The organism is Aidingimonas lacisalsi, from assembly GCF_008079445.1.
GTDB classification, from domain to species: Bacteria; Pseudomonadota; Gammaproteobacteria; order Pseudomonadales; family Halomonadaceae; genus Aidingimonas; species Aidingimonas lacisalsi.
Map to the genome: position 1 here is coordinate 140,549 of NZ_VRYH01000002.1, position 22,444 is coordinate 162,992.

Annotated in this window: 23 protein-coding genes; 10 read left to right on the forward strand and 13 right to left on the reverse strand. The window is 58.5% G+C overall.

The genetic code is table 11. The annotated features are described in order from the left end of the window. Positions 1-35 precede the first annotated feature (35 nt). The 4 genes from FVV99_RS03885 to FVV99_RS03900 all read right to left on the reverse strand — a co-directional run bounded on the left by FVV99_RS03885 (position 36) and on the right by FVV99_RS03900 (position 6,226). The gene (locus tag FVV99_RS03885) at positions 36-2,885 is read right to left on the reverse strand and encodes a valine--tRNA ligase (protein ID WP_148253163.1); all 2,850 of its coding nucleotides are present in this window, start codon (positions 2,883-2,885) and stop codon (positions 36-38) included. Positions 2,886-3,011: 126 nt separating this feature from the next. Then, positions 3,012-3,449: a DNA polymerase III subunit chi gene (locus FVV99_RS03890; RefSeq protein ID WP_148252736.1), complete on the reverse strand. Its 438-nt coding sequence runs from the start codon at positions 3,447-3,449 to the stop codon at positions 3,012-3,014. Positions 3,450-3,465: 16 nt separating this feature from the next. After that, complete coding sequence (locus tag FVV99_RS03895) at positions 3,466-4,563, reverse strand: branched-chain amino acid aminotransferase (RefSeq protein WP_148252737.1); 1,098 nt, start codon at positions 4,561-4,563, stop codon at positions 3,466-3,468. A 145-nt stretch (positions 4,564-4,708) separates the two neighbouring features. Next, complete coding sequence (locus FVV99_RS03900; protein ID WP_148252738.1) at positions 4,709-6,226, reverse strand: leucyl aminopeptidase; 1,518 nt, start codon at positions 6,224-6,226, stop codon at positions 4,709-4,711. A gap of 149 nt (positions 6,227-6,375) precedes the next feature. Here FVV99_RS03900 and lptF point away from each other — a divergent pair, with 149 nt between their 5' ends. The 5 genes from lptF to bfr all read left to right on the forward strand — a co-directional run bounded on the left by lptF (position 6,376) and on the right by bfr (position 9,977). Next, positions 6,376-7,458, forward strand: coding sequence for an LPS export ABC transporter permease LptF (gene lptF / locus FVV99_RS03905; protein ID WP_201745034.1), 1,083 nt, complete (start codon positions 6,376-6,378; stop codon positions 7,456-7,458). Beyond that, positions 7,455-8,519 (forward strand): LPS export ABC transporter permease LptG, encoded by a 1,065-nt coding sequence (gene lptG / locus FVV99_RS03910; RefSeq protein ID WP_148252739.1) that lies wholly within the window; start codon positions 7,455-7,457, stop codon positions 8,517-8,519. The genes lptF and lptG overlap by 4 nt, the downstream gene beginning before the upstream one ends. A 27-nt stretch (positions 8,520-8,546) precedes the next feature. Then, positions 8,547-9,023, forward strand: a complete 477-nt coding sequence (locus FVV99_RS03915; protein WP_148252740.1) for an RDD family protein — start codon at positions 8,547-8,549, stop codon at positions 9,021-9,023. 63 nt (positions 9,024-9,086) lie between these two features. Next, positions 9,087-9,290, forward strand: coding sequence for a (2Fe-2S)-binding protein (locus FVV99_RS03920; RefSeq protein WP_148252741.1), 204 nt, complete (start codon positions 9,087-9,089; stop codon positions 9,288-9,290). A gap of 204 nt (positions 9,291-9,494) precedes the next feature. Beyond that, positions 9,495-9,977, forward strand: coding sequence for a bacterioferritin (gene bfr / locus FVV99_RS03925; RefSeq protein WP_148252742.1), 483 nt, complete (start codon positions 9,495-9,497; stop codon positions 9,975-9,977). Positions 9,978-9,996: 19 nt separating this feature from the next. On the opposite strand, the gene FVV99_RS03930 is transcribed toward bfr, so the two are convergent. Next, complete coding sequence (locus FVV99_RS03930) at positions 9,997-10,230, reverse strand: DUF1653 domain-containing protein (RefSeq protein WP_236645286.1); 234 nt, start codon at positions 10,228-10,230, stop codon at positions 9,997-9,999. Beyond that, complete coding sequence (tcdA, locus tag FVV99_RS03935; RefSeq protein WP_148252744.1) at positions 10,223-11,050, reverse strand: tRNA cyclic N6-threonylcarbamoyladenosine(37) synthase TcdA; 828 nt, start codon at positions 11,048-11,050, stop codon at positions 10,223-10,225. Before tcdA ends, FVV99_RS03930 begins: the two co-directional genes overlap by 8 nt. A gap of 109 nt (positions 11,051-11,159) precedes the next feature. On the opposite strand from tcdA, the gene FVV99_RS03940 reads away from it, so the two are divergent. The 4 genes from FVV99_RS03940 (at position 11,160) to FVV99_RS03955 (ending at position 14,260) form a co-directional block, all read left to right on the forward strand. Beyond that, positions 11,160-11,897 (forward strand): SIR2 family NAD-dependent protein deacylase, encoded by a 738-nt coding sequence (locus tag FVV99_RS03940; RefSeq protein ID WP_148252745.1) that lies wholly within the window; start codon positions 11,160-11,162, stop codon positions 11,895-11,897. Between the two features lie 87 nt (positions 11,898-11,984). Next, positions 11,985-12,932: a bile acid:sodium symporter family protein gene (locus tag FVV99_RS03945; RefSeq protein WP_148252746.1), complete on the forward strand. Its 948-nt coding sequence runs from the start codon at positions 11,985-11,987 to the stop codon at positions 12,930-12,932. Between the two features lie 9 nt (positions 12,933-12,941). Then, the gene (locus tag FVV99_RS03950) at positions 12,942-13,682 is read left to right on the forward strand and encodes a tRNA-uridine aminocarboxypropyltransferase (protein ID WP_148252747.1); all 741 of its coding nucleotides are present in this window, start codon (positions 12,942-12,944) and stop codon (positions 13,680-13,682) included. A gap of 338 nt (positions 13,683-14,020) precedes the next feature. Further along, the gene (locus tag FVV99_RS03955; protein WP_148252748.1) at positions 14,021-14,260 is read left to right on the forward strand and encodes a hypothetical protein; all 240 of its coding nucleotides are present in this window, start codon (positions 14,021-14,023) and stop codon (positions 14,258-14,260) included. Positions 14,261-14,391: 131 nt separating this feature from the next. On the opposite strand, the gene FVV99_RS03960 is transcribed toward FVV99_RS03955, so the two are convergent. Next, complete coding sequence (locus FVV99_RS03960) at positions 14,392-15,633, reverse strand: TraB/GumN family protein (protein ID WP_148252749.1); 1,242 nt, start codon at positions 15,631-15,633, stop codon at positions 14,392-14,394. Positions 15,634-15,800: 167 nt separating this feature from the next. On the opposite strand from FVV99_RS03960, the gene FVV99_RS03965 reads away from it, so the two are divergent. Further along, the gene (locus tag FVV99_RS03965; protein WP_148252750.1) at positions 15,801-16,163 is read left to right on the forward strand and encodes a DUF2784 domain-containing protein; all 363 of its coding nucleotides are present in this window, start codon (positions 15,801-15,803) and stop codon (positions 16,161-16,163) included. Here FVV99_RS03965 and FVV99_RS03970 read toward each other — a convergent pair. The 6 genes from FVV99_RS03970 to def form a co-directional block, all read right to left on the reverse strand. After that, positions 16,160-17,608, reverse strand: coding sequence for a TrkH family potassium uptake protein (locus tag FVV99_RS03970; protein ID WP_148252751.1), 1,449 nt, complete (start codon positions 17,606-17,608; stop codon positions 16,160-16,162). The two genes, FVV99_RS03965 and FVV99_RS03970, sit on opposite strands and share 4 nt — an antisense overlap. A gap of 79 nt (positions 17,609-17,687) precedes the next feature. After that, the gene (trkA, locus tag FVV99_RS03975; protein WP_148252752.1) at positions 17,688-19,061 is read right to left on the reverse strand and encodes a Trk system potassium transporter TrkA; all 1,374 of its coding nucleotides are present in this window, start codon (positions 19,059-19,061) and stop codon (positions 17,688-17,690) included. 111 nt (positions 19,062-19,172) lie between these two features. After that, entirely contained in the window at positions 19,173-19,376 is a 204-nt protein-coding gene (locus FVV99_RS03980; RefSeq protein WP_148252753.1) for a dodecin, read from the reverse strand. Between the two features lie 80 nt (positions 19,377-19,456). Next, entirely contained in the window at positions 19,457-20,782 is a 1,326-nt protein-coding gene (rsmB, locus tag FVV99_RS03985) for a 16S rRNA (cytosine(967)-C(5))-methyltransferase RsmB (RefSeq protein WP_148252754.1), read from the reverse strand. After that, the gene (gene fmt, locus FVV99_RS03990; protein WP_148252755.1) at positions 20,779-21,765 is read right to left on the reverse strand and encodes a methionyl-tRNA formyltransferase; all 987 of its coding nucleotides are present in this window, start codon (positions 21,763-21,765) and stop codon (positions 20,779-20,781) included. Before fmt ends, rsmB begins: the two co-directional genes overlap by 4 nt. A 101-nt stretch (positions 21,766-21,866) precedes the next feature. Then, a complete protein-coding gene (gene def / locus FVV99_RS03995; RefSeq protein ID WP_148252756.1) occupies positions 21,867-22,379 on the reverse strand; it encodes a peptide deformylase in 513 nt (170 codons plus the stop codon). Positions 22,380-22,444: the final 65 nt, after the last annotated feature.

Below are 22,444 nucleotides of genomic sequence, written 5' to 3' on the forward strand. Positions count from 1 at the left end.
TGCTCCCGGCTGTCATGTCGGCATGCAGTGACGCGTTACAGGGCGGCTATCTTGGCGTGCTGCTCGGCGAGCACCTGGCGGGATGCCTGCATGTCGGCGAGTTTATCCCGCTCCTTCTGTACCACCGCCTCCGGCGCCTTGGCCACGAAGTTATCGTTGGCCAGCTTTTTCTCGATGCCTTGAATCAATTTGTCCTGCTTGTCGATTTCCTTGCCAAGGCGCGCCAGTTCGCTGTCCTTGTCGATCAGGCCGGCCATGGGTACCAGCACTTCCAGATCCCCGACGATTTGCGTGGCAGCCAGTGGCGCCTGCTCGGGGTCGTCGAGCCAGTCGATACGATCCAGCTTGGCAAGTTTAGCCAGAAACAGACGGTTGGACTCCAGGCGTTGGCGATCGCCGCTATCACCTTTGCTGAGTAGCACGTCCAGTGGTTTGCCGGGCGCCAGGTTCATCTCGGCCCGGATGTTGCGTATGGCAACGATGACCCCTTTCAGCCACTCGATATCACGCTCGGCCGCTTCGTCGACTTTGTCGGCATCGGTGACTGGCCAGGGCTGATTCATGATCGATTCGCTGCCATCGCCCCGTCCCTTGCCGGCAAGTGGGGCAACCCGCTGCCAGATCTCTTCGCTGATGAATGGCATCATGGGGTGGGCGAGCCGTAGGGTGGCTTCAAGCACTCGCACCAATGTCCGACGGGTGCCGCGTTTAGCAGCGTCACTGGCGTTGTCGTCCCAGAGTACCGGTTTGGACAACTCCAGGTACCAGTCGCAGTACTCGTTCCAGACGAAGTCGTAGAGTGACTGAGAGGCATGGTCGAAGCGATACTCTTCCATGGCTTTTGTCACTTGCTCTTCGGTCTGCTGCAGGCGCGAAATGATCCAGCGGTCGGCCAGCGATAGCTCGACAGCCTGGTTGTCGACACCACAATCCTGCCCCTCGGCATTCATCAGGACGTAGCGTGAAGCGTTCCATAGCTTGTTGCAGAAATTGCGATAACCGTCGAGGCGACCCATGTCGAACTTGATATCACGACCGGTGGTTGCCAGGGAGAGGAAGGTATACCGCAAGGCGTCGGTGCCGTGAGGCTCGATGCCTTCGGGGAACTCGCTCCGAGTGGCCTTTTCGATCTGTCTAGCCTTTTGCGGCTGCATCATGTTGCCGGTGCGCTTGGCAACGAGGCTGTCGAGGTCGATGCCATCGATCAGGTCGATGGGATCAAGGACATTGCCCTTCGATTTGGACATCTTCTGGCCCTGGGCGTCACGCACCAGGCCATGGACATAGACCTTCTTGAACGGCACCTCGCCCATGAACTTGCCGGTCAGCATGATCATGCGTGCGACCCAGAAGAAGATGATATCGAAACCGGTGACCAGAACGCTGGTCGGATGGAATGTCTCGAGTTCCGGCGTCTGCTCCGGCCAGCCGAGCGTGCCGAAGGTCCACAGACCGGAACTGAACCAGGTGTCGAGTACATCGTCGTCCTGAGTGAGGGGCAACGCCGGCGACAGACCATGTTTGTGGCGGGCTTCGTCGGCGGTACGGGCGACGTAGACGTTACCATCGGCGTCGTACCAGGCGGGGATGCGGTGTCCCCACCACAACTGGCGGGAAATACACCAGTCCTGAAGGTCGCGCATCCAGGCAAAATACATGTTCTCGTAGTTCTTGGGCACGAACTCGATATCGCCCTTTTCGACTGCGGCAATAGCGGGCTTGGCCAAGTTCTCTACGGCGACGAACCACTGATCGGTCAATAGCGGTTCGATGACATCGCCACTACGATCCCCATAGGGGAGGGTGTTGTTGACCGTTTCGATCCGCTCGATCAGACCTTGAGCTTGCATGTCTTCGACAAGTCGCTGGCGGGCCGTAAAGCGGTCCAGCCCGACATATCGGTGCGGCAATGTCGAATCGATGTCGGTCAGTGGCCGCCCCTGATAATCGAAGGCTTCGGCCTGGCCGAGAATGCAGGCATCCTGTGAGAAGACATTGAGCAGAGGCAGGTCGCAGCGCTTGCCGACGTCATAGTCGTTAAAGTCGTGAGCGGGAGTGATCTTGACGCAACCGGAACCTTTCTCCATATCGGCGTGTTCGTCGGCGACGATCGGAATGCGTCGACCGACCAGCGGCAGTTCGACATGCTTGCCGACCAGCGAGGCGTAGCGTGGGTCTTCCGGGTTGACCGCCACGCCGGTATCACCGAGGAGTGTTTCGGGACGCGTGGTGGCGACCACCAGATGATCCTTGCCCTCGTCGGTGGTTGCACCGTCGGCTAGCGGATAACGGAAATGCCAGAACTGTCCTTGCTGATCGCGGTTTTCGACCTCCAGGTCGGAAATGGCCGTATGCAGTGTTGGATCCCAGTTGACCAGGCGCTTGCCACGATAGATGAGGCCCTCGTCATAGAGACGAACGAAGACTTCTTGGACGGCTTTGTAGAAGCCGTCATCCATGGTGAAGCGTTCACGCGACCAGTCGACGCTGGCACCCATGCGGCGCAGTTGGCGGGTGATGTGGTCGCCCGATTCGTGTTTCCACTCCCAGACCTTGTCGATGAACGCTTCACGACCCAGGTCGTGGCGGGTCATGCCCTCTTCGGCAGTCACCTTGCGTTCCACCAGCATCTGGGTGGCGATACCGGCATGATCGGTCCCGACCTGCCACAGGGTGTTGTGCCCCTGCATGCGTTTCCAGCGGATCAACGTGTCCATGATGGTGTCCTGGAATGCATGGCCCATGTGCAGACTGCCAGTGACATTGGGCGGCGGAATCATGATCGAAAACGGTGAGCCTTGGCCTGAGGGCGCGAAGCGGTTGTCGGATTCCCAGCGCTCGTACCAGCGCTTTTCGATCTGTTCGGGTTGATACGTCTTTTCCATGGACATGGTGACTCTGCAAGCAGGGTGGCATCGTTCGCGCTCGGTCGGCGAACATGGATATTACGAAAAATGGCGTCGATTATAGCGTGACTTCGCCCGTGGCGTCATGGGCAAGGCGAGTACGTACTACGATTGCGCATCGAGGTGATGCGGTGTCACCGGATAGCCGCGTTGCTTGTAGGTTTGCCAGCATTGGCGCTTGGCCGTCAGCACCGTTTGGTGCTGATTGATGATCTCAGCGACTCGCTCGAAGCGAGAGAACCATTCCGGAATCGAGGGATGCAGGTTAAGCATGGCATCGACGCCCGGTTCCGGTGGTGAATGCCAACCGATCGTGACGGGGACATCGCTGGCCAACTCGTCATCGAGCAAGGCATGCGGCAGGTAGCTGTCGGGACGATAGGTCCATAAGCGGTCGTCCAGCTCGTGCGCCATGGTTTCGTCTTCGGCATGCAAGTGTAGACGATACCCTTTGCGATAGATGGTTTCCGCCAAGCGGCAGGCGAAGGCGAGTCGCGCATCGAGCGTGGTGTCGGGGAGGATGTAGAAGTCGACCTGTGTCATGAACGCTATGCAACCCCTAAACCAGACGAGTCAGCCATCCGCGCTTGTCTTCACTACGCCCATACTGCAAATCGAGCAGTGTGCTGCGCAATTGCTTGGCTACAGGGTTATCTCCCTCGGTGCAACGGATGCGCTCGTCCTCGCCGACCAGCTCGCCGACAGGCGTGATCACCGCCGCAGTGCCACAGGCGAAGACTTCCGTGATCGCGCCCGAAGCCGCGCCTTCGCGCCACTCGTCGATGCTGATGTGGCGCTCTTCGGGCTGCAGGCCTTGATCGCGGGCCAATTCCAGTACCGAGTCGCGCGTGACGCCTTCCAGAATGGTGCCGGTCAGCTTAGGCGTGACGAGGCGGCCATCGTGGTAGACGAAGAACAGGTTCATGCCGCCGAGCTCTTCGATCCATTTGTTCTCGGCGGCATCGAGGAAGGCTACCTGGCCACATCCATGCGCTTCGGCTTCCTTCTGGGCTGCCAGGGAAGCGGCATAGTTGCCACCGCACTTGGCATAGCCGGTACCGCCGGCAGCCGCACGCTTGTAGTTCGATGACAGCCAGATGGAGACGGGAGCGACACCACTCTTGAAGTAGGCGGCCGCTGGCGAGGCGATCACGTAGTAGTCGACTTCATGGGACGGGCGAACGCCGAGGAACGTCTCGCTGGCGACCATGAAGGGGCGCAGGTAAAGACTGCACTCATCGGTCTCGTCAGATGGCGTTGGTACCCAGGCGTGATCCTGGGACAGCAGGGCGCGCAATGACTCGATGAAGGTCTCGTCATCCAGTTCGGGCAGGGCAAGACGACGTGCGGAACGGCGAAAACGTTCGGCGTTCTTTTCGGGACGAAAGGTCCAGACCGAGCCGTCGGCATGACGATATGCCTTGATGCCTTCGAATATCTCCTGCCCGTAGTGGAGAACGGCCGCAGCGGGGTCCAGCGTCAACGGGCCATAGGGACGCACTTCATGCCCATGCCAGCCGGCGTCCACAGTCCAACGCACATGAGCCATATGATCGCTGAAATGGCTACCGAAGCCGGGATTCTTGAGGATGTCAGTACGGATCGTCTCCGTCGTGGGATGGGCAGATGGCAGTAGGTCGAACTTGTCAGTGGGCACGGCAATCAGTCTCCGCTAGAACCTGGGACACGGGGCAGCATGACTTGGCGCGATACATGAGAGCCGGACCGGCGACCTGGCCCGGCGTAAAATACGATATATCGCATGTCTTGAATAGCGAGTGTAATGGTAACAGGCTCTGGGGTCAGCCCTCACTCTCAGTCTGCGTATCGGTCTCTCGATCGAGCAGATACTGAGTCAGCAACCCGACCGGGCGGCCAGTGGCGCCTTTCTGCTTGCCGGAGTGCCAGGCAGTACCGGCAATATCGAGATGCGCCCAAGGGTACTTGTCGGCGAAGCGTGACAGGAAACAACCCGCCGTGATCGTGCCGGCCGGGCGGCCGCCGATATTGGCGAGGTCAGCGAAATTGGAGTCGAGTTGTTCTTGATACTCGTCCCAGAGGGGCAGGTGCCAGGCTCGATCCCAGGCGGTCTCGCTGGCGTCGAGGACATCCAGTGCGAGATCATCGTCGTTGGAGAGAAGTCCCGTGGCATGATGGCCCAGGGCAATGATGGCTGCACCGGTCAGCGTGGCGATATCGATCACGCTGGCGGGTTCGAAGCGTTCTGCATACGTCAGGGCATCGCTCAACACGAGACGTCCTTCGGCATCGGTGTTGAGCACTTCCACCGATAGCCCCTTGAGCGTCTTGATGATATCGCCCGGTTTGGTGGCTCGGCCGTCCGGCATGTTCTCTGCCGCTGCGACGATCGCCACGAGGTTGATCTTCGGTTTGATATCGAGCACTGCCTGGACGGTACCAAAGACACTGGCAGCGCCGCACATGTCGAATTTCATTTCATCCATGGCGTCGCCGGGTTTGAGGGAAATACCACCGGTATCGAAGGTGATTCCCTTGCCGACCAGCACATGCGGTGCCTCATCGGGATCGTCCGCCCCCTGATACTGCATGACAATCAGTCGTGAGGGCTCTGCGCTGCCCCGACCCACCGAGAGTAGTGCATTGGCACCAAGCGTCGCGAGAGCGTCTTCATCCAGAATCTCGACCGAGAGGGTGCCTTTGGATATCTGACCGAGATGCTCGGCTTTCTCTGCCAGGTAGCGCGGCGTGCAAACGTTGCCGGGCAGGTTGCCCAGTGTCCGGGTCGTATTGATGCCGTTGCCGATGGCGTCACCGATGCGTGCACCTTCCTTGGCGCGGTTGGCATCGTCATTTTCGCTGACCAGTAACGTCACACGCTCGAGCTTCGGTAGCGGTTCCGGCCGGGATTTGAACGCGTTGAAGCGATAGGTGCCTCGCTGGGCAGCTTCGGCGATCATGCGCGCCTTCCACAAGCTGTCGCGCTCGGGAACCGGAACATCGGTCAGCGCCACGGCAGTCTCATCGATGGACAGCTTGGCAAGCTTGTCGAAGGCGGCATCCAGCGCTTTGCGGTAGCCTCCTTCGTTGCACTTGTCCCGTTCACCGAGACCGACCAGCAGTAAGCGATCGGCATTAAGGCCAGGTGCGAAAGGAATCAGTTGGACATTGGCGAGCGTCGCCGTGAAGTCTTCCCGCTCGAGTAGCTGGCCGATCAGGCGCTCGCTGGCATCATCGAGCTTGGCGGCGGTTGGCAGCAGTTCACCATCCTTGAACACCGGGATCACGAGACAGGCCGTCTCCACCTTGGCCGGATTGGCCGTCTGCACAGAGAATTCCATGACGTCTCCACAAGACAAGCGTTGGGGGATTCTGGATAATGCCGACAGCTGATTGTCGCTGTCGAATGGCCCCAGTGTACGACAAAGCCTGGCGCCATTGCATGGTCATCGGCGCGAACGGCGTCGGAATCGCCAACCGGGAGATCGTCTTGATCATTTTTCGCTACCTGACACGCGAGATATTGATGACCATGGCCGCCGTGGCCGGGGTGCTGCTGCTGGTGATCATGGGCAGCCGCTTCATTCGCTATTTCGGCAATGCCGCCGAGGGGGAAATTCCTGCCAGCATTCTCGGCACCCTGATGCTTTATCACTTGCCGGGGTTTCTCGAACTCATACTGCCGTTGGCCTTTTTTCTGGGCATATTGCTGGCATACGGGCAGTTGTATCTCAATAGCGAGATCACTGTCTTGGTCGCTTGTGGAACCAGCCCCAACAGATTGCTGCAGGTCAGTCTATTGCCGGCGCTGCTGGTCGCCGTGCTGGTAGGCGTGTGCAGCCTGTGGCTGACGCCCGCCGGTGCGCTACATAACGAGCGCTTGATTCAGGAGCAACAGAGCCGACTGGATTTCACGGCACTGACACCTGGGCGGTTTCAGGATTTCGGCGAAGGCCGTACCGCTTATACCGAAGATTTCAATGATGACCAGACGCGGATGCAACAGGTATTCATCAGTGAGCGGCAATCGCGGAGCGATGGGACGCCGGAAAATGTCGTCACCCGGGCTACCGAAGGTTACCAGACGGTCGATGAGGACACGGGAAGCCGCTTTCTGGTGCTCTCCGATGGAGAGCGTTATAGCGTTGACCCCGGTCGTTACGAAGCGGAGCGACTGCAGTTCGATACCTATGCGGTGAGATTGTCGCGCGCCGACCCCGAGTCCGACCTTGAGGCACCTGAGTTCGCGTCGACACCGGTGCTTTGGCGTGCCGAAAACGGTGAGGCCAAGGCGCAATTGCAGTGGCGTCTGTCGATGCCGTTGATGGTCCTGATCCTGACCCTGATTGCCCAGCCGTTGTCTCGAGTCAATCCTCGTCAGGGACGGTTCGCCAAGCTTTTGCCGGCGATATTCCTGCATGTCAGCTATCTGAGCCTGCTCTTGACGATGATGGACGCCATCGCACGCGGGGCCATACTTAGCGCCATCGGTATGTGGCCGATTCATGCGGGGTACTTGCTGATCGGAATCGTATTGGTGCACCGCTCGCAAACCAGGGGGATCAGTGGATGATCATTGACCGTTTCGATCGCTACATCGCGCGTAATGTGCTGGGTGCCATCATCGTGGTGCAGGTGGTGCTGCTGGGACTCGATCTGGTCATCACCTACATCAATGACCTCGGGGATGTCGAAGGCGGGTACGGGGCATTCGATGTATTCCTGTTCTTGTCGATGCGATTGCCATGGCGGTTATATCAGTATGCGCCGGTCGGTGTGTTGATAGGCTCGCTGATCGGTTTGGGCAGCATGGCGTCCAGTAATGAACTAACGGTCATGAGAGCCGCCGGTCGATCATTGCTGCGCATCCTCTGGGGCGTCATGAAGCCCGTGATTCTGGTCGTTATCGTGCTACTTTTCATCGCTGAATATGTCACCCCGCGAACCGAGCAATATGCGACGGCTTGGCGGCTGGAGCAGATGCAGGGTGAGGGAGCAGTCGTGACCGAACGCGGTGGTTGGCAGCGTGAAGGGGATAGTTTCTATCGCTTCGGCGCCATCCGGGCTGATGACACGGTGCTCGACTTAACGCGTTATCGCTTCGATGGGCACCGGTTGCAGGAAGCAATGACAGCCGAACGTGCTGTATGGCAAGGCAATCGTTGGCAATTGGAAAATGTGGCGGTCACCCGGTTCAGGGAGGGGCAGACCGACGCGCAACGTTATGCGACCCGTGACTGGAATACCGAACTGACGCCGGCACAGTTGGGACGACTCCTGCAGGATATCGAAAGCCAGGCACCCAGTGAATTGTGGGCCTATGCCCGGTATCTTGACTCTCAGGAGCAGCAGGCGACACGGCCGCTACTGTATTTCTGGCAGCGTATTCTGATGCCGCTGACCATGGCCTCTCTGGTACTGGTCGCAGCGTCGTTCGTGTTTGGCCCCCTGCGGACGGTGGCGGCCGGTACGAGAGTGTTTTATGGCGTGGTCACCGGATTGTGCTTCAAGTACATGCAAGATCTCCTGGCCCCCGCCTCCACTGTCTTCGGCTTCTCACCGGCCTGGGCCGTATTGGCGCCGACTCTGCTTTGTTTCGCCTTGGGCATCTATCTATTGCGCCGCTCGGGGTAGTGCTGCCGATCACTCAGGATTTGACCTATGTCTCGACGCTTTACCGATCTCGACGATAGCTGGCCGGCTGGTTTGGGACGCCGTCTGGGAGCCATGATCTACGATGCACTGCTGTTACTGGCGGTATGGATGCTGATCGGGTTCGTGGGCGTTGCCCTCAACCAGGGAGAAGCCAATGAAAGCCCGCTGTTTCAGGCTGTTCTTTTCCTGGCGACGTTCGTTTTTTTTGCGTTTTTCTGGATGCGTGGAGGTATGACGCTGGGGATGCAGGCTTGGCGCCTGCGTGTACAGACTCATGACGGTGTGTCCATTGGGCTGTGGCAAAGTCTGGTGCGATTCCTCGTCGCCGGCGTCGCACTACTGGCATGTGGTTTGGGGTATTGGTGGATACTGTTTGATGGCGAGAAGCGGAGTTGGCCGGATCTTGCGTCGGGAACTCGTGTCGTGGTGTTGCCCAAGCGCAGTAAGCGAGCAGGCGTCGCAAGTAAAAACAGTCTCGATTAGGGGTTGCAATAGTCTCTGCGAATCATTTACATTTGTCCTTGCGATACACAGCGAGGTCATCCCATGTTCGTTTGTCTGTGCAAAGGTGTTACCGACCGGGAAATTCGTGAAGCCGTCAGTGACGGAGCACGTAGCTGGCGTGAGGTGCGTGAGCAGACTGGCTGCTCCACCCAGTGCGGCAAGTGTGCCTGTGTCGGCAAGACAATTGCACAGGATGCTATTGCCAGAGAAGTGGTGCCGGAGGCCGACCTCGCCTATGCCGTATAGCGGCTTGTTGCCAGTCAAGGAGGCAGTGAGCTGCGTTAGCATTCATCAAGTTTTTCCAGTTGCGACCATTGTTATGTAAGATGTTGTCGCAATTAGACTTTTATCTTTTTCTGGGCAATACTGGCGGGCAAGCTCACGAGGTGGCGCTTGTTCGCTGGCTCGTGTCTATCTGTTGGAACCTTTTGCAGCCCAGGGAGAGATTTCATGAAAGGTGACGCTAAAGTCATTGAGCATCTCAACATTGCGCTCGGCAATGAGTTGGTGGCAATCAATCAGTATTTCCTCCACGCCAAGATGTATAAGGACTGGGGGCTCAAGATGCTGGCCAAATGGGAGTATGACGAGTCCATCGAAGAGATGCAGCATGCCGATAAATTGATCGAGCGAATCCTGTTTCTCGAGGGTGTGCCTAACTTGCAGGATTTGGGTAAGCTTCACATTGGTGAAAGTGTTCGCGAAATGCTCGAGTGTGATCTGCAGATCGAGCATGACGGTCGCAAGGACTACATCGAGGCCATCACGTATTGTGAGCAGATCAAGGATTATGTCACCCGCGACATGCTGCGCGATCTGTTGGCCGATGAGGAAGAGCACATCGATCATATCGAAACCGAGCTCGGTCTGATCGACAAGGTAGGTATCGAGAACTATCTGCAGCGACAAATGCAGGAAGCCGGCGACGAGTAACCCCCAAGCCCGTCGTTAGTTAGTCGGAGGCTGTTTCCAGGGCGAAGCGCGGTACCGGTTCGCCCTGTACTTCCACTGTTTCGCAGAACATGGTCAGGGGCCTTGCCCAGAGTCCGTAATCGCCATAAAGGGCACGATAGACGACCAGGAAATCCTCGGTTTCACTGTGTTGGGCGACACCGAGGACTTCATACCGACCGCCCTTGTAGTGGTGATAAATGCCTGGCTTGGGAAAGCGGATGGCGTTATCCACGGGAAAACTCCGACTGGTCATAGGGGAGTGACGACTGACGTGCCAAACGTTCCATGACCCGAGCCGCTGCGGCGAATCCAAAGCTACCGGTAACGAAGGTCGCCGCTCCCACACCGGACGCACAATCGAGCTGCATGGATGCGCTATCCTCGGGTTTCTGCCGGCAGACGCCACCTTCGCTATCGGGATAGATCAGTTGCTCATCGGAATAGACGCAAGCAACATCGAAGCGTCTCTTGGGATTACGTGAGAAGCCGTAATCCCGGCGGAGCCGCGCTCGTACCTTGGCCAACAGTGGATCATGCTGAGAGCGTGCCAGATCGGCTACCTTGATGCGTGTTGGATCGGTTTGACCGCCAGCGGCGCCGGTTACCGTGATCGGTATCTTGCGTCGGCGACACCAGTCAATGAGTGCCGCCTTGGCAGCAACATTGTCAATGGCATCGATCACATGGTCTGCCTCGAGGGGAATTCGTTCGGTGAGGTTGCTGGGGGTGACGAAGGCCTCGTCGGCAACGATCTCGAGTCGCGGTGCGATAGCGCTGCACCGTTCCGCCAGAACCCCTACCTTGGTACGTCCTATCGTGCCGTCGAGCGCGTGCAATTGGCGATTGATGTTGGATACGCAGATATCATCCAGATCGATCAGCGTCAATTTGCCAATGCCGCTTCGTGCCAATGCTTCCACTGCCCAGCTACCAACGCCACCGACCCCGGCCACGACCACATGGGCATGGCGAAACACCTCGACGGCACGCTGACCGTAAAGCCTGCGAATGCCACCGAACCGGAAATCGTAGTCGTCGTAGAATGAGTCCATAAGCTGCGCATTGTCGCCGCTTGTGGCAGGAATGTCATCTGGTACTCAATGGGGTCGAATGATATTTTCTGGTGTACGCATCTGAGAGCTTGAGGACGCATTCTGCGCCATGGAATCAATATCGTCTCCGCATCTTGTGGTGCTGACCGGCGCCGGTATCAGCGCTGAAAGTGGGCTCAAGACGTTTCGAGCGAATGAAGGGCTCTGGGAAAATCATCGGATCGAGGATGTGGCTACGCCCGAAGCCTTTGCCCGCAACCCTGAACAGGTATTGCGCTTTTATAACGAGCGTCGGGAACAAGTGCGTCGGGCGGTACCCAATCCTGCCCACCTTGCCCTGGCGGAGCTGGAACGTCATGGCTTTCGCGTCAGCATTGTCACTCAGAACATCGACGACCTGCACGAACGGGCTGGTTCCAGGAACGTATTGCATCTGCACGGTGACATTCTCGTGGCGCGTTCGAGTTCCGATCCTGCGCTGCGCTATCCCTTGACACACGGTGATATTCAGTTGGGGGATCGTTGCGAAAAAGGCAGCCAATTACGACCGGACGTCGTGTGGTTCGGCGAGCCGGTGCCAGCTTATGGAGCTGCCTGCGATATCGTTGCTGCAGCCGATTTGGTGTTGGTCATCGGGACATCCCTGGCTGTCATGCCGGCGGCAGCCCTGCTGGAGTCGGCGCCCTTGGACGCCGACGTCATTCTGGTTGATCCTCAGGCCCATGACTTGGCCCCTCCTGGTGTGTGGAGCGTTGCCAGGGCGGCGGGCGAAGGTATTCCTCTCCTCGTGCATGAATGGCAGCGTCAATCGCGCTTATGGGTGCCCGAGACGGTTATCCGACAATGACCTATCAGGCATAATAGCGCCTTCATATTAGTAGTGCCATGAGCAAAGTGGCTGTCAATCCGACTGGAATCCAAGCAAGGACACGTCATGTCATTTTTCGAACGCCTCAATCGCCTGTTTCCTCTTTGGGCGATTCTTTTTGCCGTTGTTGCGGTCATCCAACCGGGCTGGTTCACGGGGTTGGCCGGGGATATTCAAGCCCTGCTGGCACTGATCATGTTTGCCATGGGGTTGACTCTCTCCAAGGAGGACTTTCTGGGCGTGGTTCGTTCGCCGCTGCCTGTCGGACTGGGAGTGATGCTGCAATTCCTGGTGATGCCATTGGCCGCGCTGGGAGTATCGCTATTGCTGGGTCTGTCGACCGCCGTCACGACAGGCATGGTGCTGGTGGGAGCGACGGCCGGAGGCACCGCGTCCAATGTCATGACCTGGTTGGCCGGTGGCCGTGTGGCACTATCGGTCTCCATGACACTGGTATCGACGTTGGCATCGGTGGTGGCTACCCCTCTGATTACCTGGCTGCTTGTTGGCCAAGCTGTCGATGTACCCGTCTGGGGAATGTTGCTGAGCATTGCCAGACTGGTCATCGGGCCTATTGTGGTCGGGGTCGTCGTCCACCACTTCCTGGCACGACAGATACACCGTGTCGAACCGGCATTGGCGACCCTGGCAATGGCGGCCATCGTGCTCATCATTGCTATCGTGGTCGGGCTGAACGTCGACAACCTGGCTAGCCTGGGACCCATCGTGGCACTGGCCGTTATCGCGCACAACGCCATTGGCCTGGGCGGCGGTTACGGTATCTCTCGACTATGCGGCTTCGACAAGCCTACGGCACGAACCGTGGCCATCGAGGTCGGGATGCAGAACTCCGGCTTGGCGGTCGCATTGGCTAACCAGTTCTTTACATCGACTGCTGCACTGCCAGGCGCGTTGTTCTCGGTGTGGCACAATGTGTCCGGTTCGCTGTTGGCAGGCTATTGGAAACGTCGCCCGGTCGACACCGGGGAACCCGAGGCTGCGGTGATCCGCTGAAGCGCCTCCATGTCCAATGACTCGCAAGCCGAGGCCTGCAGCGATACCGCCACAGTCGACCCACCCCGGCGCGCATTCAAGGCGCGGGGCAGCTTCGTGGAACGCTGCCCCGGTTGCCGCTTGCCGGCTCTCAACTGTTTATGTCCTTTCCAGGTGTGTGCGGCAAGCCAGGCACATATTTGGCTATTGACGCATCCGCTGGAGCATTACAAGCCGACCAATACGGGCCGTCTGATAGGTGACGTGCTGCCCACCACCAGAGTCTTTACTTGGTATCGGACGGAGCCCGATGCACAGTTGCTGGCGTTGCTTGATGCCCCTGAGTATGCACCGTTCGTCGTTTTTCCGGATGATCAGCCGGATTATGTGGATCGCGTGGTCGGTGTGGACGCCGTGGCGGATACCAAGGCCGCAGGCCTTACGCCTGTCTTCATTCTGCTCGATGGGACCTGGCGTCAAGCGCGTCGGATGTTCCGCCGGAGTGCTTATCTGGATCGTTTTCCGGTACTGCCGTTGCGCACTGACCGCCAGTCGCGATACCGCTTGCGTAAGTCAGCATCCTCCTCGCACTTGTGTACCGCCGAAGTCGCTGCCGTACTATTGCGGCAAAGTGGTGATGATGAGGCTGCCGATATCCTCGATGACTATTTCGAGGTGTTCAATGCCAATTATGCCGCGAGCCGTTCTCACCACAAGTTGGAGCAGCCCACGGCAGCGATGCATCGCTTATTGGCGAAGCAAACCCGATGAAAGGGCCTGGCCATATGAAAGAGATATCCTCGCTTTGTATGGGTTATTTGCTGTTTCTAATGTAATAAATCGCCTACAAAGTATGTAATCCTGCTTGATCGCTCGTCTTTCATGGTATGCCATGAAAATCGTCACTCTCATGAATTTTCACGGTTTTTGCGCTTAATCCTCTCACTGTTTCGTTAGCGGCATCGGTCATTGACGCCTTCTACTCGCATTAGACACCCCCTTTTGCCTATCAAAGAAGTTGCTATCCTCCCGGCTCGCTCACGTTGGAGCGTGTCGCGTCGCTCGTGTGAGAACTCATTTCACGTTCGTAAATCTGCAGGGGTTTAGGCATGGCAAAAGACGGCACCGTAGCGCCCAGAGAGCGCATCAACACCAAGTACGCTCCCACAACGGAAGATCGACAAGCCGTTGCCGAGCCTAATGTTCAGTCGGTGATTCGCGATACGGATTTGAGTTTGCAGATAGCAGTGCCCAATCGCCTGGAGACGCTGCTCGAGAACAGCGAGGAGCGGCAGCAGTTGTTGGCCGAGCTTGAAATGCTGGACATCGCAAATAGCGATGACGCTTGATCAAGCCGCCAATCGTGGCGTCACTGCGTTCGTTCTGGAGCGATCGGTCATTACAACCGTTCCCACGAGCTCGGATATCAAGCCGGGGCATCCATTCAGGTACGGCTGTCGCTATCTTGTGTCGCCGCCGTTCATCCTCCGAACAGTGCGCCTGCAATGCGGAAGCCTGCGACCCAGGTACCGGCGGCGGAGCCGAGGGTGGCCATCAGGAACACCAGCAAGGTACGTGAAACGCGGTTGCGCCACCAGCCGCGCGGGGAAGTGACGTCGTGACGCAACGTCGAGAAGTCGCGCACTTTGGGTTTGCGCATGAATAGCTCGACACCGGCGGCAACGAAGCCCGCTCCGATCGTGGGGTTGAGCGACGTCAATGGTGCCGCGAAGAATGTCGCCACTATCGTGACAGGATGGGCCAATGCGATGGCAGTACCCAATGCCGATAATACGCCATTGATCAAAAACCAGTCGCCAACCAGTTGCCAGCCCAGATCGGTATTGCGTGAAAAGCCGATGGCGAAGCCGGCCAGCACCAGTACGGTAATCAGCCAGGGGGCCAGCTTCCATAGACGTGAACGGGGGGGCGTGCGTTCCAGCGATTCGCGTTCGTGGCCGGGATGATCCGGGCGCGTTTCGTTCAGATGCTCTCCGAGTCCTTTCAAATGACCGGCACCGACGATGACAAGCACATTACGATAACGCTGGTTGGGTGTCTCTTCGGCGATGCGTAACGACATGTAGCGGTCCCGCTCGCGGATGAGCGGGATGTAGAGCGATTCGGACTGCTCGGCGAATTCATTGAAGGTGGATTCCAGAACATCTCCCTCCTTGAGTCTTTCGATGTCCTCGGACGATATCTTCTGGCGTGACATGACGCTGCCGAGCAGCCCCGAGAATATCGAGAAACGTTGCCACCATGGAACATTGGCGTATACACGCTTCAGCGTTACCCCGACATCGCGATCGATCAGCAACAGTGGAAGGTTGGCGGATTCCGTTTCATCGACCGCAGCACGCATTTCGGCTCCAGGCTGAATACCGGATTGCTCGGCTACACGTTGCTGGAAGGCCCCTAGTGCCAGGCTGGCGGCAACCATGCCGGCCTTGCCGCGGCGTAATATCTCGAAGAGATCCATGTTGGCCATGGCATCGGGATCAACGAGACTCTGGTAGCGCGAAGAGCACAATTCGATGGCAACGGCATCGAAACGGCCGCTTTGAATCAGTTTGCGTACATCATCGGCACTTTCCGCCGATACGTGCGCCGTTCCCAGCAAGGTATAGCGGGTCGAGCCTTGCTCGATGACCTGGCAAGGACCCGAAATGGGGATCTGATGCTCGGCTTCCGGCGTACTGATGTCCTGAGGGTCGCTCATTGCAAGCTCACTGATCACTAGTGGACGTTTGATTATCCACGATGGTGTCGGCCAATCCAAACCCCAATGTTCATTCCTCATGCCGAGCGGTCCGCTTGTGCTTCGATTTATCATGGCCCGGCGTGAAGAACTACCTTGAGAGGACACACGATGGATGAGGAGCCGCGATGCTCTATCGTCTCGCCGCTGACCTGCTTCTGGTGATTCACCTGGCCTTCATCGTATTCGTCGTCTTGGGGGGGATCGCCGTGTCGTTTCGGCACAAGGTGGCGTGGGCACATCTGCCTGCGGCTATCTGGGGAACGGTGGTCGAGTTGGGAGGATTCTATTGCCCGCTGACTCCGTGGGAAAACCGTTTGCGACAACTCGGTGGCGAGGCAGGCTATGCCGGCGGCTTCATAGAACATTATCTACTGCCGATCCTGTATCCACCGGGACTCACACCGACTATCCAGATGTGGCTGGGAGTAGCCGTGGTGGCCATCAATCTACCCATCTATATTTGGGTCATGTGGCGATATTTTCATTAGCGGCGCCAGAAGGCGGGGGTGAACAAGACCAGAACCGTGAAGATTTCCAGGCGACCGAGCAGCATCGCCAGCACCAGAATCCATTTGGCCATGTCAGGTATATCACCATAATTTGCGGTCACGTCCCCCAGCCCCGGTCCCAGGTTGTTCAATGCGGAAGCGACAGCGGACCAAGCGGTCACTTGATCGAGCCCTGTCGCCATCACTCCGACCAGCATCAGGAAGAACAGCAGCACATAGGCAGAGAAAAATCCCCACACGGCTTGTGCAATGCCGTCAGGGACGCTCACCTTGCCGATCTTGACTGAAATGATGGCGTTGGGGTGAATGAGACGCAGGATTTCACGCAGGCCCTGCTTGAGGATCAGGATGATCCGGATCACCTTGATACCGCCACCTGTCGAGCCGGAACAACCGCCGACGAAAGCGGCCACGAATAGCATGAACGGGAGCGCGCCAGGCCAGGTCGAGAAATCAGCCACTCCGAAACCCGCCGTCGTCGCGATGGATACCGCCTGAAAAAGCCCATGACGAAGGCTGCGGGCACCATCATAGGTGCCGGTAAGCCAAAGCGTGACGATGGCCACCAGGGCCAGACCGATCAGGAACAACAGGAGAAAGCGTGATTCGGGATCGAGCAGATAGTGACGCAGCTGCTTTTCTCGCCATGCTGCGAAATGCAGACTGAAACTCATTGCCGAGGCGATCATGAAGCCGACACAAATCAGCTCGATGGTGGCACTATCGAAGTGGCCGATGCTGCCGTCATAAGTAGAGAAGCCACCAATGGCGACCGTCGAGAAACTATGGCCGATGGCGTCGAACCAGTTCATGCCTGCGGCCCAATAGGCCAGAAAACAGGTGATCGTCAGTGAGGCATAGATATACCAAAGGGCTTTGGCGGTTTCGGTAATGCGGGGTGTCAGCTTGGAGTCCTTGAGAGGGCCCGGGATCTCGGTACGATACAAAGCCATGCCGCCCACGCCCAACGTTGGCAGAATGGCGACGGCCAATACGACGATCCCCATGCCGCCCAGCCACTGAAGCTGTTGACGATAATAACGCACTGCTTCGGGTAGGAAGTCGATACCGGTGATCACCGTGGCGCCAGTGGTGGTCAAGCCGGAAAAGGACTCGAAGACAGCATCGGTAGGCGAGAGGGCATAAGCGCCATCGAGCATCAGCGGCAACGAGCCGAAGAGCCCCAATACCGTCCAGAACAGGGCGGCAATGAGAAAGCCGTCACGCGTGCGCAACTCCTTGCGTTCACCACGGTTTGGCCAGTAGATGAGCGCACCGGTCGCGACGGTGATGGCCAGCGCGATGGCAAAAGCGCTCCAGACGCCATCACGAAAGAGCAGCGAAACCAATATCGGTGGCACCAGGGTCAGGCTGAATAGCATCAACAGCAGGCCCAGGATGCGCAGGATCATGCGCAAGCTCATGATGTGGTATGTCCTGAAATGCCCGGCATCGACATGGCGAATCCGTGATGTCTAATGAATCAAAGATGACGGCGTGGCGTCAGAAGAATGTCAGCCCGACCTGAAAGAGACGCTCGACATCGCGAATCCGTCGCTTGTCGACGACGAACAGGATGACGTGATCGCCGGATTCCACGACAACGTCGTCATGAGCGATCAATACTTCCTTGCCGCGGACGATGGCGCCGATCGTCGTGCCGCTAGGCAGATCGATCTCATCGATGGTGCGTCCGACGACCTTGGAAGAGCGCGAATCGCCATGCGCAATGGCCTCAATGGCTTCGGCGGCTCCACGACGCAGCGAGTGGACATTGACGATATCACCGCGTCGCACATGGGTCAGCAAGCTGCCGATGGTGGCCTGTTGAGGGGAAATGGCGATGTCGATTTCGCCCCCTTGTACGAGATCGACATAGGCGGCGTTGTTGATGAGCGTCAGCACCTTCTTGGCGCCGAGCCGCTTGGCCAGCATCGATGACATGATGTTGACTTCGTCATCGTTGGTCAGTGCACAGAAGATGTCGCAATCCTCGATATTCTCTTCGAGCAGCAACCGTTTGCTGGTAGCGCTTCCATGCAACACGACCGTGCGATCCAGGCGTTCGGACAGTGACGTGCAGCGCTCGATATTATGCTCGATGATCTTGACCTGATGGCTATGTTCGAGATTCTCGGCCAGTCGCTCACCGATATTGCCACCGCCAGCGATGACGATACGTCGAAAGTCACGATCCAATCGGCGCAATTCGCTCATTACTGCGCGGATGTCACGACGTGCGGCGATGAAGAACACCTCGTCGTCGGCCTCGATGACCGTGTCGCCACGCGGAATGATCGGGCGGTTGCGCCGGTAGATAGCCGCGACGCGGGTGTCGACGTTAGGCATGTGACGACGCAAGAAACCGAGTTCCTGCCCGACCAATGGTCCGCCGTAATACGCCTTGACGGCGACGAGCTGGGCTTGCCCACTGGCAAATTCCAGTACCTGTAACGCCCCGGGATATTCGATCAGACGGCGGATATGGTCGGTAACGACTTGCTCAGGGCTGATCAGTACGTCGATGGGAACGGCGTCGTGAGCAAACAGGCCCTTGCGGGTCAGGTAAGCGGTCGCCCTGACACGGGCGATCTTGGTCGGTGTGCGGAACAGGGTGTGAGCGACCTGGCATCCGATCATGTTGACTTCATCGGAATTGGTCACGGCGATCAGCATGTCGGCGTCTTCGCCACCCGCCTGGCGAAGCACCATCGGGTAGGAGGCAGGGCCCGTCACGGTACGTATGTCGAGACGGTTGTGCAGTTCGCGCAGTCGTTCGCTGTCGGTATCGACAACAGTGATGTCGTTCTCTTCGTGCGCCAGATGTTCGGCCAGCGTACCCCCTACCTGACCGGCACCGAGAATGATGATCTTCATTGAGGCTGCATCCGTAATCGGGTATCCGGCGGCCACCGCATGGCGGCCGGTAAGCGCTGGCTAGCATAAACCACTGGCGGCAACGATGACAGGGGCCAGCTTATGTCTGTATCAATCGAGCGTGAACCCGACCTTGATGGTGACCTGCCAATGGGCGACTTGCCCGTGTTCTATATGACCGCGCGTATCGACAACTTCGAACCAGCGCATGTCATGTAGCGTCTGACTGGCTTTGGACAGTGCCTGTTGAATGGCATCTTCCATTCCCTGCGGGGAAGAACCGGTCAACTCGATATGCTTGTAGACATGGGACATGAGACGCCCTCCTTGCAGATTGTCGTTATCGCGTTACCGCCAGTATAGAGGGTGCAGCGCTTGCCGGGGCAAGTACGATCCTAGTGTCGTTTCTCGAGACGGGCGTAAAAGAAGCCATCGTGGCCGCTTTCCTTGGGAAGCAGTTGTCGACCATGGCCGGCGGCTGTCCCCCAACCGATATCGTCAGGTGTCGTTACCTGAGCATTCGGGGTGCGCTCCAGGAACGCTTGGATCTGCTCGCTATTCTCTTCGGGGAGTACGGAGCAGGTAGCGTAGAGCAATGTGCCACCAGGGCTGAGAGTTTGCCATGACGCATCGAGGAGAGCGGCTTGCAGCGTTGCAAGGGGACGAATGTCATCGGGGCGCCGTAGTCGCTTGATATCGGGGTGACGGCGAATGACGCCACTGCCGGAACAGGGCGCGTCCAGCAGTACGGCATCGAAAGGGGTATTGTCCCACCAGTCCAGTTTGGTGGCGTCAGCATGGACCAGGCGAGCAGTAAGCGAGAGCCGTTCAAGTGTTGCATCGACGCGTGCCAGACGCGATGTGTCACTGTCGATGGATGTCATGTCGGCATCGAACGCTTCCAGCAGATGCGCCGTCTTACCTCCGGGCGCAGCACAGGCATCGAGCACACGGGCGCCAGGGCGTGGAGCCAGAGCCGGGCCAAGCAAGACGGCCGTGAGCTGGGCGGATTCGTCCTGAACGCTCACATGACCCTCGGCGAACCCGGGTAGGTCATGGACGTGGCAGGGATCGGTCAGGGTCAGACAATCGGGAGCATGCTCGCAGAGTCTGGCATCGAGGCCGGCATCGAGCAGGCGAGTGCGGTATCCCTCGCGGTCACCATGGCGGCGATTGACCCGCAACGTCATGGGGCCGGGCTGGTTATTGGCGACGGCGATCTCACGCCAGTCATCGGGCCAGGCCTGACGGAAGCTCTTGAGCCACCATACGGGATGTAGCAAGGCAACGGCAGGATCACGGTCGACACGCGCCTGTAGCTGGGTTGACTCCCGTTGCAGACGGCGCAGGCAACCATTGATGACGCGAGTTGCCCAGGACTTGTCAAGTGCGCGCGCGGCACCTGCAGTTTCGCCAACAGCCGCATGGGGCGGGATACGCATATAGAGCAACTGGTAGATACCGAGCAGTAGCAGCGCTTGAATATCGGCGTCTCGTGACTTGAAAGGGCTGCGCAGCAGCTCGTTGGTCAGCGCTTCAAGGCGAGGGAGCGTACGGCAGGCGCCATAGCAGAGTTCACGCAACAGTCCCCGATCGCGGGGGGATACCTGGGTATCATCGAGTGCCGCCAACGAGCCTTTGCCGGTGATCACTGTCGCCAGAGTACGAGCAGCGATGGCTCGTACGCTCTGGCCGTTGCCGTTCGGGGCATCAGTCGTCATGCGCGATTCTCCTGAAGAGAGCCCAGGCGGATGCCGGGCGTGAAACGGTCGCCAGTGGCGTTGAGCAGGTCACGAATCGCCAAGGGTTTGCCGCCTGGCAACTGAGCATGCGTGATACGTAGCGTGTCGCTGCCGTCGTTGCCGCAGGCAACACTCAACGCGTCGGGTGTGGCAGCCAGCAGAGTACCAGGGGCCACCTCGGCATCGGTGGTGCGTGGCGCAGCGGTTTCGGCATGCCAGAGTCGTAGTCGGTCGTCACCCAAATGGGTCCAGGCGACGGGCCAGGGATTGAAGGCACGAACCTTGGCGGCCAATCGTACCGCCGGTTGTGTAAAGTCGAGCTCCCCCTCGGCCTTGGAGAGTTTGGCAGCGTAGGTTGCCGCTGCCTCGTTTTGGGCAGTGGCAGGTAGCTCCGGATCGACCAGGCTGTCGAGTGCCGTGACGATAGCCTCCCCCCCCAGTTCAGCCAGGCGATCGTGGAGCTCACCGCCAGTGGTGGTCTTGGATATGGGCGCTTCGCGCTTCAGCAACATGTCGCCGGTATCGAGACCTGTACTCATTTGCATGATGGTTACCCCGGACACGTTGTCGCCAAACTCGATGGCTCGCTGGATGGGAGCGGCACCACGCCAGCGCGGGAGCAGTGACGCATGTACGTTAAGACAGCCGAAGCGCGGAGTCGCCAGTACGGCTTGCGGGAGGATGAGGCCGTAGGCAGCGACCGCCATGACATCGGCCTCCAAGGCGGCAAGTTCGGACTGCACCGCGGCGGATTTCAACGTGTCGGGTTGATAGATCGGCAGTCGATGTCGTGTGGCAAGTGTCTTGACAGGGCTGGGGGTCAGCTTACGACCGCGGCCCGCGGGCCGGTCGGGCTGGGTATAGACAGCGACGACCGTATGCTGGCTGGCAAGCAGCGCAGACAGGCTCGCCGCAGCAAACTCCGGCGTGCCGGCAAAGATCACGCGCAGCGGATGTGTCATGGGGGCGTTCCGTGGTGACTCGACTGAAGGTGTGTCCCGACCAGGGGCAGATTAGCCGTATAGCAGTGGCCGGGTGATGCCCCGGCCATCTGACTGTGGGATCAGGCGTCCTGCATCTGTTTGTGTCGTTTCAGCATTTTTTTCTTCACTCGCTCACGTTTGAGCGGTGACAGATAATCAACGAACAGGATACCCTCAAGATGGTCGTACTCGTGTTGGATACAGTGCGCGAGCAGCCCATCGGCTTCCAACTCATACGGCTGTCCCTCTCGATCGAGGGCATTGAGCTTGACGCGCAGGGCACGCGGAATATCGGCATAATAGTCGGGGATCGACAGGCAGCCTTCCTGGAGCTCCTCCCGTTCGTCACCGATCGGGGTGTATGCGGGGTTGATCAACACGAGCGGCTCGGAGCGCGTTTCGCTGACGTCCATGACCACGACGCGGCGATGGACGTCAACCTGGGTAGCGGCGAGCCCAATGCCCTGGGCGTCGTACATGGTTTCAAGCATGTCGTCGACCAGTCGTTGAACCTCTTCGTCGACGGTGTCGACTGGCGCAGCCTTGGTGCGCAGGCGCTCGTCAGGAAATTCGAGGATGGATAACTTGGCCATGACGTTGAAATCACCGTTATTCAGATGTGACAGACTTTGCCAATAGTGTAGTGCCCGCCGAAGAA